This window comes from Bacillus cereus group sp. MYBK216-1 (genome assembly GCF_051916495.1).
GTDB lineage: Bacteria > Bacillota > Bacilli > Bacillales > Bacillaceae_G > Bacillus_A > Bacillus_A thuringiensis_K.
The window spans coordinates 894,506-908,151 of sequence record NZ_JBQAGT010000001.1; the positions used below are offsets into that span (position 1 = coordinate 894,506).

The following is a 13,646-nucleotide window of genomic DNA, read 5'->3' on the forward strand; positions in this document are numbered from 1 at the left end:
CGCGCATGGCAAAGGATAATAAAACAGAAAAGGCCACCCCGCAGAAGCGTAAAAAATCGCGTGAAGAAGGGAATATTGCCCGGAGTAAAGATTTAAATAATTTATTTTCCATTCTCGTATTAGCAGTTGTCGTTTATTTCTTCGGAGATTGGCTAGGGTATGAGATTGCGAATTCCGTAGCGGTGCTGTTTGATCAAATTGGAAAAAATACAGATTCAACCGAGTATTTTTATTTAATGGGGATTTTATTACTGAAAGTATCGGCTCCGATATTAATACTCGTATACGCTTTTCATTTATTCAATTATATGATTCAAGTCGGGTTCCTATTTTCTTCTAAAGTCATTAAACCGAAAGCATCACGTATTAATCCGAAAAACTATTTCACGAGACTGTTTAGTCGTAAAAGTTTAGTAGATATTTTGAAATCACTGTTTTATATGGGATTAATCGGTTACGTCGCTTACGTTCTTTTTAAAAAGAATTTAGAGAAAATCGTGAGCATGATTGGATTTAACTGGACTGCGTCACTTACTGAAATTATTAGGCAAATTAAATTTATTTTCTTAGCAATTTTAATTATTTTAATCGTTCTTTCTATTATTGATTTCATTTATCAAAAATGGGAGTACGAGCAAGATATTAAGATGAAAAAAGAAGAAGTGAAACAAGAGCATAAAGATAATGAAGGGGACCCGCAAGTAAAAGGGAAACGAAAAAACTTTATGCATGCAATCTTGCAAGGAACAATTGCGAAGAAGATGGATGGCGCAACGTTTATTGTAAACAACCCGACTCATATTTCGGTCGTACTTCGTTACAATAAACACGTTGATGCAGCACCAATTGTCGTTGCAAAAGGGGAAGATGAGCTCGCGTTATATATACGAACGCTTGCCCGTGAACAAGAAATACCAATGGTGGAAAACCGTCCGCTTGCTCGTTCTTTATATTATCAAGTCGAGGAAGATGAGACGATTCCAGAAGATTTATATGTAGCTGTAATTGAAGTTATGCGCTATTTAATTCAGACGAATGAACTTGAAGTATAATAGCGCGTTTGGAGGAGATCTCTTTGTTTAAGATAGATTCTGCAAGAACCTATTTTTCTATCTTTTTAGCAGCGTCATTCGTAGTGGCGCTCTTAATTCCACTTCCACCATTTATACTTGATATTATTATCGTTTTTCTACTAAGTATGTCAGTGCTTATTTATATGCGAGCGACAAGTATTAACGAGTGGGATGAATTAAAGTCATTTCCAACGATGCTGTTATTAATCGGGATTTTCCGCGTATCGATTAACGTTTCGACGACGCGAGCGATTTTGACAGATGGAAATGCAGGTCATGTTATTGAAGAGTTCGGCCAGTTCGTAATTGGCGGAAACTTATTAATTGGTATCGTTATTTTTACAGTATTAATCATATTCCAGTTTATTGTTGCAAACGGTGCGTCTCGTACAGCTGAAGTTGCAGCTCGTTTTACACTTGATTCTTTACCAGGGAAACAAATGTCTATCGATGCTGATTTAAACCAGCGTATTATTTCAGAAAAAGATGCACAAGCAAAACGAAAAAAATTAAATATGGAAACAGAGTTTTACGGGGCGATGGATGGTGCCGGAAAGTTCATTAAAGGGGACGTTATTTTCGGGATTGTCATTTTATTCGTAAACATTATTTTCGGTTTAATTGTCGGAATGATGCAGCAAGGGATGAGCTTTGCGGATGCGGCTCTTCATTATACACAGTTAACTGTCGGTGACGGAATCGTAAACCAAATTGGATCGCTTATGCTTGCGATTTCAACTGGTATTATCGTAACGCGTGTATTTGACGGTTCACCGGATACAGTAACAGAAGGTATCTTTAAAGAGTTATTAGCGCATGAAGTCGTTGTATATGCGCTTGGTGGTTTATTTATCGCAATGGGTATTTTTACTCCGCTACCGTTTCTACCATTCGCACTCGTTGGCGGAACAATTATCTTCTTAGGAATTCGTAATAAAAATCGAATAAAGAAAGAAAAAGAAGACGAGCTTCAAAAAGAAATAGAAATGATCCAAGGCGAAGATGAGCAACTGCAACAAGTGGAAGATTCATTCGCAGTATTTACGGACAAATATCCAATTATAGTAGAACTCGGTTTAGATTTAGCAGCACTTGTAAAGCAGAAAATTAACGGGGAAACAGCCCGTGATAAAGTTGTTCTTATGAGGAAGTCAATTATTACTGACCTTGGTATTAATGTTCCTGGAATTAATTTTAAAGATAATACGAGCTTTAGACCACGCGGACGTTACATTATTCGAATTAAAGGTGCGAAGGCGGCTGAAGGTGTTTTAAAATCAGGTTATTTATTAGCATTAAAAACACCAAATGTAATGGCTGATTTAGATGCAGAGCCAGCGAAAGATCCAATTTTCGGTGAAGATGGATATTGGATTTTAGAGCATATGGTGCAAGATGCACAAATGAAAGGCTATCAAGTTTTAGAGCCACTTAGCATATTAATTACACATTTAGATGTTGTCGTTAGACGTAATCTTCACGAATTAATTCAGCGCCAACATGTAAAAGACTTAATTAACTCGCTTGAAAATGATAATGGCGTTCTATTAGAAGAGATTAAGAAAAAAGAAATTGATTTATCACTCGTTCAAAATGTTATTAAACAACTTCTAAAAGAAGGTATTTCTATTCGGGATTTACCAACAATTATTGAAGGTATTATTGACGGCAAAGAAATTTATCAAAACCACGTTGATGGTGTAACATCATTTGTTCGTGAATGTATTTCAAAAGTTATTTGTGAAAATGCGAAAAATCCGGACGGAAAAATATATGCAGCGCTCTTCTCTGATTCAATTGAGTTAGATGCGGATGTTGTGAATAATTCATATCAAGGTTACTTATTAAACTGGGATTTAGATTTAGAAACACGTGTCGTTGAGCAAGTGCAGCGCGTCTTTAAGCAAGCACGTTTAATGGGAAGAGAGCCAGTGTTATTAACACGTAGAAAAGATTTTAGATTTGCGATTGTAAGACTGCTAGAACGTTATCAAGTGGAAGCACAAGTACTTTGTATTAGTGAATTAGCACCAGAAATTGTTGTGGATCAAATTGCCTATATTGAATAGTAGGGGGTGAAGTAATGGAAAGTACAGAAAAGAAAGAAGCGTTAATGCGAATAAAAGCAGCTTCGAAAAATGAATTGTATCGAAAGTTATTTGACCAATATGGTACAGATTATTATTACGTTGTCGATGAAAGTGTAAAACGAAATATACCGTTTTTTTGGAAAAAGGATTATGAAATGTTAGTTGCTTTTCCAGAAGAAAAACAAGAAGAAGTGAATGAAGGTACAGCTCAATTTCATGAACAGTTAATGGATGTTGTGAATGATCCTTCAGAACAAATTGTGAAGGCGAATGGAATTCAATCAGTACTGCACAATTTAGAAAACGTAACGACTTCTATGTCATACGCGGCGATGCAAACAGGAAATAGTGAAGAATGGGCAAGAAAAAAAGAGAAACTATTAAAGCTGTTTGAAAAAGGAATCGTCGTTGTGAAACCGATGAAAGAAACGGAAGTAACGAAAAAGAAAAAAGTTGTGAAACAAGTCGTTCCAGTAAAGAAAGAAGAAGTAGCTCCAAAGAAAGAAAATCAAGAATCTGTACCGTTTATTATTCAAAAAGTAATTCGGATGCTAGAACAAAACGATGTGGAACAATATTTCATTCATGCATATGCTGAAAAGTTAAAAATAAAGTTTGAAAATGCAACGATGATTACGGAAGAAGAAGTTATCAGGTACATATTGGAAGATATGAAATCTCATTTTAATACGGAAAACGTCTTTGAAAAAGAAGTACAAACAATTGCATTAATAGGTCCAACTGGCGTTGGTAAAACGACGACACTGGCGAAAATGGCATGGCAATTTCACGGTAAGAAAAAAACAGTTGGTTTTATAACGACCGATCATTCGCGCATAGGGACAGTGCAGCAATTGCAAGATAACGTAAAGACAATTGGATCTGAAGTAATTGCTGTGCGTGATGAAGCTGCAATGACAAGAGCGCTTACGTATTTTAAAGAAGAAGCACGCGTCGATTATATTTTAATTGATACAGCCGGAAAAAATTACCGTACGTCAGAAACAGTGGAAGAAATGATTGAAACGATGGGACAAGTAGAACCAGATTATATTTGTTTAACGTTATCAGCTTCTATGAAAAGTAAAGATATGATTGAAATCATTACAAACTTTAAAGATATTCATATAGATGGTATTGTGTTTACGAAATTTGATGAAACAGCAAGTAGTGGCGAATTGTTGAAAATTCCAGCAGTATCATCAGCTCCTATTGTATTAATGACAGATGGCCAAGACATAAAGAAAAATATACATATCGCTACAGCTGAACATTTAGCAAAACAAATGTTACAAACATCGTAGAAAAGAGGTGAAGAATAAGGCGCTTGCCTTATTCAAACGAATATGAACGGTCTTTATATAGGTTCTATGGGCATGATGAATTACATGCAGCGCATTAATGTTCATTCGAATAACGTTGCAAATGCTCAAACGACAGGATTTAAAGCAGAAAATATGACGTCTAAAGTATTTGATGTACAAGACACATATCGCCGCGGAGATGGGGCGGTAACAAATATCGGTTCGGTCGATTACGCTGTAGTACCAGCTGCAACGCATGTGAATTTAGTACAAGGAAATATACAAATGACAAATAGCGCTACAGATTTCTTTTTAGATGACGGCGCGGCCGGCACAACATCATTTTTTGTTACTTCTAAAAATGATGAAACGTTTTTAACGAGAGATGGTAGTTTCACATTAAATAGTGATCGATATTTACAAACATCTTCAGGTGCTTTCGTAATAGGAGAGAATAATGAGCGTATTCGTATTCCAGAAGGAGCAAAGGTTGCTGTACAAGCAGACGGTACATTATATGATGAAGTAACACAAAATAATATTGGTCGTTTGCAAACAAAAACAGTAGATGCAGAAACGAATGCACGTCTCGTGCAACGTGAAAACAAAAGCTTTACACTAGCAGAAGGAAACATTGCTAATTTACCGAACGGAACAGGAATAGTAAAAAATCATATGCTAGAAAATTCGAATGTTGATATGACGAAAGAGATGGCAGATCTTATGACAGATCAAAAGATGATTCAAGCATCACAGCGCGTTATGACGTCATTTGATAAAATTTATGAAAAAGAAGCGAATGAAATATTGAGATAGTGGACTCCTAATAAAGGAGTCTTTTATTAATTTTAAATTTCAGAATTATCAATTGACTTTACGGAGCTTCTTTTTTATATTAGTAGGTATAACTATAACTACTAAAGAGGTGAGAGTATGACAACGGCATTATATTTAGAAGATGCATACAAAACGAGTTGCGAAACAGAAGTGATAAGAGTAGAAGGGAATAAAGTATTTGTAAAAGAAACAGTTTTTTATCCAACTGGTGGAGGACAGGAATGTGATACGGGTGTCATTGTACAAGATGGGTCTGTATTTGAAGTTGAAAAAGTAAAGAAGGAGCAAGGAGAAATAGTTCACTATATAAAAGATGAAGCTCAAGTAAAGTTAGGTCCAGTTAAATTAGAGATAAATTGGGAAAGACGTCATAATTTAATGCGTCATCACTCTTTACTGCATCTTATCGGAGCTGTTGTTTATGAAAAGTATGGAGCTCTATGCACTGGAAATCAAATTTATCCTGATAAAGCACGTATCGATTTTAATGAGTTACAAGAGTTATCGAGCGTGGAAGTAGAAGAAATTGTTGAGGAAGTGAATAAACTTATTAAGCAAAATAAAGAAATTTCCACTCGTTATATGAGCCGCGAAGAAGCAGAAAATGCTGTAGGAATGATTAAAACAGCAATAAATCTCCTGCCAACTACTATCCAAGAAATCCGCATTGTTACAATTGAAAATTTAGACGAACAAGCTTGTGGAGGCACACATGTGAAAAATACGAGTGAAATAGGAACACTTGTTATTGATAAAGTAAAAAGTAAAGGAAAGCAAAATCGTCGTTTTGAAGTAAGGGCGATTTAGATTGTGAGGGGTTACCGATGGATGAAATTATAAAGGAATTACAAAAGTTGGGATTTTCCCAGTATGAATGTAAAGCGTATATTGGATTGTTAAAACATTCCCCAGTAACAGGCTATGAAGTGAGTAAACAAACAGGAGTACCTCGTTCTATGATTTACGAGGTACTCGGTAAGTTAATGGATAAAGGAGCGGTGCATATTGTACCTTCTGAACCAGTGAAATATGTACCAGTACCAGCTACCGAATTAATGAATCGAATGCGAAAAGACTTTGAAAAGTCCTTTGAATTTTTAGATGAGAAATTAAATGGTTTAGAACAAGAAAGACAGATTGATGTAATTTCGCATATTCGCTCAAATGATCGTGTTTTAAAAGAGATATGCAATATAATTAATAGGGCAAAGAAAGAGTTATGGATTTCTGTATGGGAAGATCAAGTGCATGAAATTGAGCCATACATTCATCAAAAGGAAGAGGAAGGCGTACATATATTTTCAATCTTATTTGGAGCTCCAGAAACAAAAATAGGAGCGACATTTCACCATAATTATATGACGCCCCACGTTGTTGAAAAGAGAATGGGTGGTCATTTAACTGTTATTGCTCGTGATGGAGAGGAAGTATTAATTGCGAACTTCTCAAATGATAGCACTTCATGGGCCGTTACAACGTATGACCCAGCGCTAGTTCTCGTTGCTACAGAGTATGTGCGGCACGATATTATGGTTGAAGAAATCACGAAGGAATTTGGAGCTGATAAGTTAGATACGTTATGGCGTGAAAATATAGATCTAGTTCATGTCGTAACAGGAAAACGAACTTTAGAAGGAATGGAGGATGATAAGGATGAGTAAAGCTCAGGCACATGTAGCTTTGCAGAGCGATGATACATTTCAGCAAGGAGTAAAAGATTGTTTACCAACTGTATTTGGTTATTTGAGCATCGGTATAGCAGCTGGTGTAATTGCAAAAACAGCAGGTTTTTCTATCATTGAAATTGCATTTATGTCCACTTTAATTTATGCAGGTTCTGCCCAATTTATATTAGCTGGTATGTATGCAGCCGGTGCTCCTGCTTCCGCAATTATTTTCACTGTATTTTTTGTTAATTTACGCCATTTATTAATGAGCGCAGCGCTTGCACCGTACTTTACTAAAATTCCTCTATTTAAAAACTTAATCATCGGTTCGCAAATTACAGATGAAACGTTCGGCGTTGCAGTGCAGCATGCAGCGCAAAAAGGATATTTAGGTGAAAGATGGATGATAGGGCTTAACGTAACAGCGTATTTAAATTGGATTCTTGCTACTATTATTGGTGGGCTATTTGGTGAGTGGATACCAGATCCACATACATACGGGATGGATTATGCATTACCAGCGATGTTTATCGGATTATTTGTTCTTCAGCTCATAAGTAGTAAACCGAAACTAGCAATTCATTTAAGTGTTGCAATTGTAGCGATTATTATCGCATACGTTTCACACCTATTTATGCCAGATAGTATAGCGGTTATTAGCGCAACCTTACTAGCTGCGACGATTGGAGTGTTGATTGAAAAATGGAAATGAGATTAGATGTATTATTACTTTTACTAGCAGCAGGAGCTGTTACACTCGTGCCACGTATTTTACCTCTACTCGTATTTAGCAAACTACAAATTCCTGACTGGGGTTTAAAATGGTTAAATTACATACCAATTGCGATATTAGCAGCGCTTTTAGCACAAGTTTTATTTATGCATGAAACGATGCAGTGGGATTATCTTATTGCAGCAATTCCAACATTTCTTGTAGCGATATATACTCGTAGTTTATTAGGTACAGTATTAACGGGAGTGGTTGTGATTATTTTGTTACGTTTCTTTTTCTAAAAAGGATTACGCTCATATAATAGCGAAAAGTGTAATAACATGAAAAATATAGGGGTGGTGTTATGATACTTTTAACGATAGGAGCAATTTTGTTAACGTTGTTTATTTTCTTTATTATCGGTTTCGTTACGTTTATGATGTTTGTTGATAAGGCGACACCTCAAATATATTATACACCTTGTGAATCAGTGACAGTGAAAGCTAAAGGTAAACAGAGAAGGAAGAAAAGTTGAAAGTTGGCTTTTCTTCCTTCTTCTATTACATCCCCGAAAGAACTAACAACAATAACCCAAATAAAAAACTAATAAAGGAAAGAAGAACGATACATATGGAAAATACACGATTATTTCTCCATTCGCGCCAGAAAGTTATAAAACCTAAAATACAAAGGAAAAACCAAATGGGTAGGAATAGGAACTCACTAACTTTCGCGGGGAGTAGCGAATAAAAAGTTGTTACATATAAGATCCAATTAGTAAAAAATAAAATGCAAACGATAATAGATTGTAAGTAGGGGCGGTTGAAAAATCCTCCTTTTTTTACGGTTATAAAAATGATAGTTAGCGCTGAGATAAAGGCAATGAGTATGAAAACAGGTAAGAGTAATGTCAGCGTCATTTGAGTCTCCTGTATAAGATTGTTTTTATCACGCATGGGCAGTAAGACCCACACCTTAAAACTCAACGTAAGAAAAGAGATTAGGTGGGGGATGACCCCCCACTGATTGAAGTTTCACTTTACAAGAAATGAATCTATTAAATTGTATGCTTCTTTTGTAGAGTGCTCGTTATATTTTTCAGTGTACGGATTTAGAAATCCATGTTCACCGTGTAGTTGTTTGATTTCTAATAAAGGATTCTTTTGTTGCTGCAATGTTTGAATTAAAGAGGATACTGAAAAACTAGATTCTTTTTCAGGGAATATAAGTAATGTAGCGCATGTAGGTTTTATGTGAACATAGTCGCGTATACGAGAACCGTAACATCCGATAATAAAATTTATTTTCGGATTGTTACTACATAGCCATGAGATGGTAGCTCCAACACTAAAGCCGATAAGTCCAATATGTGTATAACTACTAGAAAGATGAGAAATGAATTCTTCAATTTGCTTTTTTCCATCATCAAATCCAATATGATTTACAAAATGTTCATATGCCTTTTCTTCATCACGATAATGAAATGCATGTTGTAAGTGTAGAAGATTAGGACAGAATACGTCTATATGAGATGAAGTAAAGTGCTGGGTAACGTGATGCATATGGTCGTTCACACCATATATTTCATGAACAATAACGAGAGCTAATTTTTCCTTCATAGTTATAAAGTACCTCTATGAAACTTAAATTCTTTCTCAACAAGACAAATACGCAGGTGGAAGTTTTCATACCATTGCTCACGACCTCTTTTTTTCGCTTCTTTATGTAAGGCGTTCTTTTTCCAATTTTCAATTGCATCAAGTGATTCCCAATAAGAAATTGTTATTCCGAGCCCAGAATTACCTCGTGCACTTTCTACACCTAAAAATCCAGGTTGTTGCTTTGCGAGTTCCTCCATTTCTTCGGCAACGGTATTATAGTCAGTTGTATCATTTGATAAATTAGAAGTGAATATCACCGCATAATAATGACTCGCCTTTTGTGAAGCATTTTCCATATAAATTTCCCCCTTTTAATAAGTATTTTAGCATGTAAAAAAAGAAAAGAAGCACTACGCTTCTTTTCTTTTTTTACGCTGTGAATTTTAATCCAGCATATATTTTACGACCTTTTTTTTGAATCCAACACACTTGTGCATTTCTCTTTTGAATATTACGTTCCTCCATTGTTACTTGTATAATTTGGTCAATAACAAGTGGGATGTTCGTTTGTACTTGGCATCCACCTGTACTATAGTCGATAATAGTCGCTTCAATCGGCATCCCATTCATATGCAATGTTCCAGGAGACATCAGTTGCTCACGTATATGTTGTCTGCGAAATTGTCTTGGTGCTTTTTTTGTGTTTTTTATGAAAGATGCAATTGCTAGTGTAAGAAATGCTTTATCGTACACCTTTTCCACCCGGTCATTAACCGGTTTACTAAATAAATGAAGAATGAGTTTACAATATTGCTCATGGGATACATCATCAAATGATACACCAACTTGTACAGAATTTTCTTGTCTTTGAATCCATTTTTTTGTACTATGAATCTTTTTTACCTCGCCAAAAGATAACGTATAGGAAGATAGACTTGATAAAGTTTCAAATGGAATGGAGGAATCTAATTCAAAACGTGCCCCCGTTTCACTAATATCAAGGACATTGCAAGAAATGATCATATCTTCGGCATATAAAGTACCTGGTAAATTTACTACGAAACGTTCTGAATTTCGAAAACGCGGTCTTTCAAATGCTACAAATAGTGAAGTGACAATAGCTATCCCGTTGTATAGTACCCAGAAAATATTAATATATAAACTTTCTCTTTCAATATGATATTGCTCAGGATATAAGAACATAAGTGTTGCACGAATCAGTGCAATAATTGTTAAAATGAGTAATATGAGATGAGGGACGCTTGCAATCCATAAAAAATGCCTTGTATTATTTTGAACTCCTTTTCTTGTCACATGAAATTGAAATTTTTTACGTAAGAAAGTTTCTGATAAAATAGCAAATCCCATATAAGGAGCCATAGCAACTTCGTACACATGACTCCACGTAGCTGTTCGTTTTTTATTAGAAACAGCTTTGAAAATAAGCTGTGATGTTAAAAAAGCAGGTGCCCAGAACATGAATAAGTGCATGAAATTAATTTCTAAACTATAAATATCAAATATTAAAAATAATAGCGGTGCTAGTAAAAATATCATTTTATAAACACCGAAAAACCAATAATGGATTCCATCTGCATATAAAAGACGCTGCATAAAAGATAATCCTTTTATAGTGAAAGGATTCCATTTTTTTACGACTTGAATATTCCCTCTACACCAGCGGTCACGCTGTTTTAATAAATCACTAAATGTTTCTGGGGATAATCCAACAGCAAGTGTTTCATTGACAAATATAGTTTCCCATTTGTTAGCTTGTAGTAGCATACCAGTTGCCATATCTTCAGTAATAACTCCAGTCGCAAATCCTCCAATTTCTTCAAGAGCGGTGCGGCGAAATAGGGCGTTACTACCAACATACATCGTAGCATTAAAGCGATCTTTTCCTTCTTCTAACTGGCGCATAAAGAAATCTTGTTCATTGGCGATGTTATCTTCAAAAAACAAATTATATTGGAAAGGATCAGCATTATAAAAAACTTGTGGTGCTTGTACGAATACAACATTATTTTTAGAAAAATAACCAATCGTTCGCTCTAAAAAGTTAGCTCGTGGTATCATATCAGCATCCATTGTTACGATAATATCACCTTTTGAATGAAGCATCGCATGATTTAAATTTCCAGCTTTTGCATGCTTATTTTCTGTGCGAGTTATGTGCTGAACAGAAAACTCTGCCGCAAGTTGCTTTACACTTTCACGGCGCCCATCGTCACAAATATAAATGTTTAGTAACTCTTTCGGATAAGTAATCAACGTACAAGCAGCTACAGTACGTTTTAACAAATCGATCGGTTCATTGTAAGTTGCAATAAATATGTCGACAGTAGGCAGTTTTTCGAAAGTGGATAATGGTACTTCTTTCCGTTTATATGGCTTCCATGAAACAATGCTGAAAACGATAGATTGTAAGTAACCAGCCCATTCTGTAATTAACAATATAATACCAGCGATAATACTTATGAGATTAATAGTTGGTAACGAATAAAAAGTTCGCCAAATAAGATAAATAGCATTACAAATGAGAAATAGAATAATAAGTAATTTTTTTGAGCATAAATATTTGTGTGCAAGGGCGTAAGTCATAATGATTACGAAAAAAATAATGCCTAAACCTTCGTATATAGAAAGGCTCATACAATTCCTCCTTTATGTATAGAGTAGGAAATGAAAAAAACTTTATATTATTCATCTATAAAGATTTATTTATTTCCAAATCATACATTATCACAAAATATAGGTTTATAGTATAAATTTTACATTTTCTTATTATAATCTTAAAAAATTAGAAGAAATAATAGTTGTATTTTTGATTTATAAGAAAAATGCCACTTCAAAAGAGAAGTGGCATTTCTTATATTTCCTCTAAGCTATTAACTGGAACAGTTAATTCGCGTCCTGGGTTTTTTACTTCATATATGCGGGCGGTTTCATTGCTTTCATCGACGTGTTGAATCATAACAGGCATGCCTTGAAAATTGACATTGGCTTGTTCTGCTGACATAGAAAGCTCTATTGCACGTTGTATATTCATTTATATTCCTCCCATCATTATTATCTTTGCTAAAAAAGAGGAATAATATACCATTTAGAGACATTCTTAAAGTTTTTGTATTATTTGTAATGTTTCTTTAATAAATGAAGTGAAGATGGAATCAGGATAACCATCTATCGTTTGAACTGCTTCTTTTGCTTCTTTCAGAGCAGCTGGTTTATCTTGAAGTTCTATATGACACAGGGCACGATATGATCCAGCTGTTAATAACCATGACTGATCAAGTGGATGACTCATATAATCTGGAATATTAGCACGTTTTAATGTTTCCAAAGCTTCCTCGTAACGTTTTAAACCATACAGAGATTTTCCTTTTTCAAGATAATACAATCCATCGTCTTGAAAGATTGGTTCATCTTTTAGTTTTTCTCGAAATTGTTCTAGATGTTTTAATGCGATTGTATATTCATTAGTAATTGTGTTGTAATAGTATGCTTTTAAAATATCAATAATTGCGATGGATAGAATATCTTCTGTAAAAATGGCAAATTGCTCAGATTTTTTTATGTAATATAAATATCGTTCTTTATCAGCTGTAATGACTTTTTGGTAAGATAAAATCCGGTAAAATTCATCTGTTTTATAATACACTTGATGCTTTTTTGAAAATGCAAGTGCATCTAAAATGACTTTTTCACATTTTTCATAATTGCCGTATGCGAGTAAAATAATGGCTTCTTTTAAGTATAGTTGTATATGTGTAATCAGATCCATTTCTAAATTCTTTGCTTTATATTCATCACGAATTGTAGCAATCATCTGTAAACATTCTTTATATTTTTTACGTTTGAAGAGCATATAGTAAAACAGTAGTTTCGTTTCAGTGCTTTCTCGATATAAAGTATATTTTTCAAATATAGAAACAGCAGTTTCAACGTAATATTCAATATGATAATCGTTCATAATAACTGCTCCTGTTAGGAACTGTTTATATAAGCGAGCTGTATTTAAAGTAGAAGGTAGCTCTGTTTGAACGATAGGTAGTAAAGTCTTGTATACTTCATCGCATTTATTTGCTTTTATTAATGGCTCCATTTTTTGAATGAGTTCTACAATTTCTCCTTCATCTTCTTCTAATAAAAAGCTCATTTCACATTCAAGTTTTTCAGCAATATATTGTAATGTTTTCATAGAAGGTGTAGCTTTTCCATTTTCAATTTGACTAAGCATACTTTTTGTCAGTTCCGAACCTGCCAGTGCTGTTTGCGTAAGCTTTTTTTCTTTTCGTAATGCTTTAATTTTTTCACCGAGAGTTGCCATATTATTGCTCCTTTATATTTAAGAAGTTT

General features: G+C 34.6%; 15 protein-coding genes. 9 read left to right on the forward strand and 6 right to left on the reverse strand.

Annotated elements, in window-relative coordinates; genetic code table 11:
• The first annotated feature begins 5 nt into the window (after positions 1-5).
• The 9 genes from flhB (at position 6) to ACTFRH_RS04825 (ending at position 8,218) form a co-directional block, all read left to right on the forward strand.
• Entirely contained in the window at positions 6-1,052 is a 1,047-nt protein-coding gene (gene flhB, locus ACTFRH_RS04785) for a flagellar type III secretion system protein FlhB (RefSeq protein WP_001040114.1), read from the forward strand.
• 23 nt (positions 1,053-1,075) lie between these two features.
• The gene (flhA, locus tag ACTFRH_RS04790; protein ID WP_000472533.1) at positions 1,076-3,142 is read left to right on the forward strand and encodes a flagellar biosynthesis protein FlhA; all 2,067 of its coding nucleotides are present in this window, start codon (positions 1,076-1,078) and stop codon (positions 3,140-3,142) included.
• A gap of 14 nt (positions 3,143-3,156) precedes the next feature.
• On the forward strand, positions 3,157-4,467 hold the full coding sequence (gene flhF / locus ACTFRH_RS04795; RefSeq protein ID WP_000446169.1) for a flagellar biosynthesis protein FlhF: 1,311 nt from the start codon (positions 3,157-3,159) through the stop codon (positions 4,465-4,467).
• A gap of 42 nt (positions 4,468-4,509) precedes the next feature.
• Entirely contained in the window at positions 4,510-5,283 is a 774-nt protein-coding gene (locus ACTFRH_RS04800; RefSeq protein ID WP_001013930.1) for a flagellar basal-body rod protein FlgG, read from the forward strand.
• Between the two features lie 117 nt (positions 5,284-5,400).
• Complete coding sequence (locus tag ACTFRH_RS04805; RefSeq protein WP_000205398.1) at positions 5,401-6,111, forward strand: alanyl-tRNA editing protein; 711 nt, start codon at positions 5,401-5,403, stop codon at positions 6,109-6,111.
• Positions 6,112-6,128: 17 nt separating this feature from the next.
• On the forward strand, positions 6,129-6,965 hold the full coding sequence (locus tag ACTFRH_RS04810; protein ID WP_000343372.1) for a TrmB family transcriptional regulator: 837 nt from the start codon (positions 6,129-6,131) through the stop codon (positions 6,963-6,965).
• Positions 6,958-7,683 carry an AzlC family ABC transporter permease gene (locus ACTFRH_RS04815; RefSeq protein ID WP_000030480.1) on the forward strand — a complete coding sequence of 242 codons (726 nt, stop codon included), beginning with the start codon at positions 6,958-6,960 and terminating at the stop codon, positions 7,681-7,683. The genes ACTFRH_RS04810 and ACTFRH_RS04815 overlap by 8 nt, the downstream gene beginning before the upstream one ends.
• Positions 7,674-7,985 (forward strand): AzlD domain-containing protein, encoded by a 312-nt coding sequence (locus ACTFRH_RS04820; protein WP_000425944.1) that lies wholly within the window; start codon positions 7,674-7,676, stop codon positions 7,983-7,985. The genes ACTFRH_RS04815 and ACTFRH_RS04820 overlap by 10 nt, the downstream gene beginning before the upstream one ends.
• 62 nt (positions 7,986-8,047) lie before the next feature.
• Entirely contained in the window at positions 8,048-8,218 is a 171-nt protein-coding gene (locus tag ACTFRH_RS04825) for a DUF3951 domain-containing protein (RefSeq protein ID WP_000602242.1), read from the forward strand.
• A gap of 25 nt (positions 8,219-8,243) precedes the next feature.
• On the opposite strand, the gene ACTFRH_RS04830 is transcribed toward ACTFRH_RS04825, so the two are convergent.
• From ACTFRH_RS04830 to ACTFRH_RS04855, 6 genes are all read right to left on the reverse strand, one after another.
• Positions 8,244-8,603, reverse strand: a complete 360-nt coding sequence (locus ACTFRH_RS04830; RefSeq protein WP_033702983.1) for a hypothetical protein — start codon at positions 8,601-8,603, stop codon at positions 8,244-8,246.
• 114 nt (positions 8,604-8,717) lie between these two features.
• Entirely contained in the window at positions 8,718-9,302 is a 585-nt protein-coding gene (locus tag ACTFRH_RS04835; protein WP_000660117.1) for a dienelactone hydrolase family protein, read from the reverse strand.
• Between the two features lie 2 nt (positions 9,303-9,304).
• Positions 9,305-9,640 carry an antibiotic biosynthesis monooxygenase family protein gene (locus tag ACTFRH_RS04840; protein WP_000426497.1) on the reverse strand — a complete coding sequence of 112 codons (336 nt, stop codon included), beginning with the start codon at positions 9,638-9,640 and terminating at the stop codon, positions 9,305-9,307.
• 73 nt (positions 9,641-9,713) lie between these two features.
• A complete protein-coding gene (locus ACTFRH_RS04845; protein WP_000059020.1) occupies positions 9,714-11,939 on the reverse strand; it encodes a glycosyltransferase in 2,226 nt (741 codons plus the stop codon).
• Positions 11,940-12,156: 217 nt separating this feature from the next.
• Entirely contained in the window at positions 12,157-12,336 is a 180-nt protein-coding gene (locus ACTFRH_RS04850) for an H-type small acid-soluble spore protein (protein WP_001025731.1), read from the reverse strand.
• 66 nt (positions 12,337-12,402) lie between these two features.
• Complete coding sequence (locus ACTFRH_RS04855) at positions 12,403-13,617, reverse strand: helix-turn-helix domain-containing protein (RefSeq protein WP_000212339.1); 1,215 nt, start codon at positions 13,615-13,617, stop codon at positions 12,403-12,405.
• Positions 13,618-13,646 lie beyond the last annotated feature (29 nt).

Excerpts from the sequence above, each read along its gene's own strand:
- flhB (WP_001040114.1), top strand. The coding sequence starts at position 6 with ATGGCAAAGGATAATAAAACAGAAAAGGCCACCCCGCAGAAGCGTAAA.
- flhF (WP_000446169.1), top strand. The coding sequence starts at position 3,157 with ATGGAAAGTACAGAAAAGAAAGAAGCGTTAATGCGAATAAAAGCAGCT.
- ACTFRH_RS04800 (WP_001013930.1), top strand. The coding sequence starts at position 4,510 with ATGAACGGTCTTTATATAGGTTCTATGGGCATGATGAATTACATGCAG.
- ACTFRH_RS04805 (WP_000205398.1), top strand. The coding sequence starts at position 5,401 with ATGACAACGGCATTATATTTAGAAGATGCATACAAAACGAGTTGCGAA.
- ACTFRH_RS04810 (WP_000343372.1), top strand. The coding sequence starts at position 6,129 with ATGGATGAAATTATAAAGGAATTACAAAAGTTGGGATTTTCCCAGTAT.
- ACTFRH_RS04815 (WP_000030480.1), top strand. The coding sequence starts at position 6,958 with ATGAGTAAAGCTCAGGCACATGTAGCTTTGCAGAGCGATGATACATTT.
- ACTFRH_RS04820 (WP_000425944.1), top strand. The coding sequence starts at position 7,674 with ATGGAAATGAGATTAGATGTATTATTACTTTTACTAGCAGCAGGAGCT.
- ACTFRH_RS04825 (WP_000602242.1), top strand. The coding sequence starts at position 8,048 with ATGATACTTTTAACGATAGGAGCAATTTTGTTAACGTTGTTTATTTTC.
- ACTFRH_RS04830 (WP_033702983.1), bottom strand. The coding sequence starts at position 8,603 with ATGACGCTGACATTACTCTTACCTGTTTTCATACTCATTGCCTTTATC.
- ACTFRH_RS04835 (WP_000660117.1), bottom strand. The coding sequence starts at position 9,302 with ATGAAGGAAAAATTAGCTCTCGTTATTGTTCATGAAATATATGGTGTG.
- ACTFRH_RS04840 (WP_000426497.1), bottom strand. The coding sequence starts at position 9,640 with ATGGAAAATGCTTCACAAAAGGCGAGTCATTATTATGCGGTGATATTC.
- ACTFRH_RS04845 (WP_000059020.1), bottom strand. The coding sequence starts at position 11,939 with ATGAGCCTTTCTATATACGAAGGTTTAGGCATTATTTTTTTCGTAATC.
- ACTFRH_RS04850 (WP_001025731.1), bottom strand. The coding sequence starts at position 12,336 with ATGAATATACAACGTGCAATAGAGCTTTCTATGTCAGCAGAACAAGCC.
- ACTFRH_RS04855 (WP_000212339.1), bottom strand. The coding sequence starts at position 13,617 with ATGGCAACTCTCGGTGAAAAAATTAAAGCATTACGAAAAGAAAAAAAG.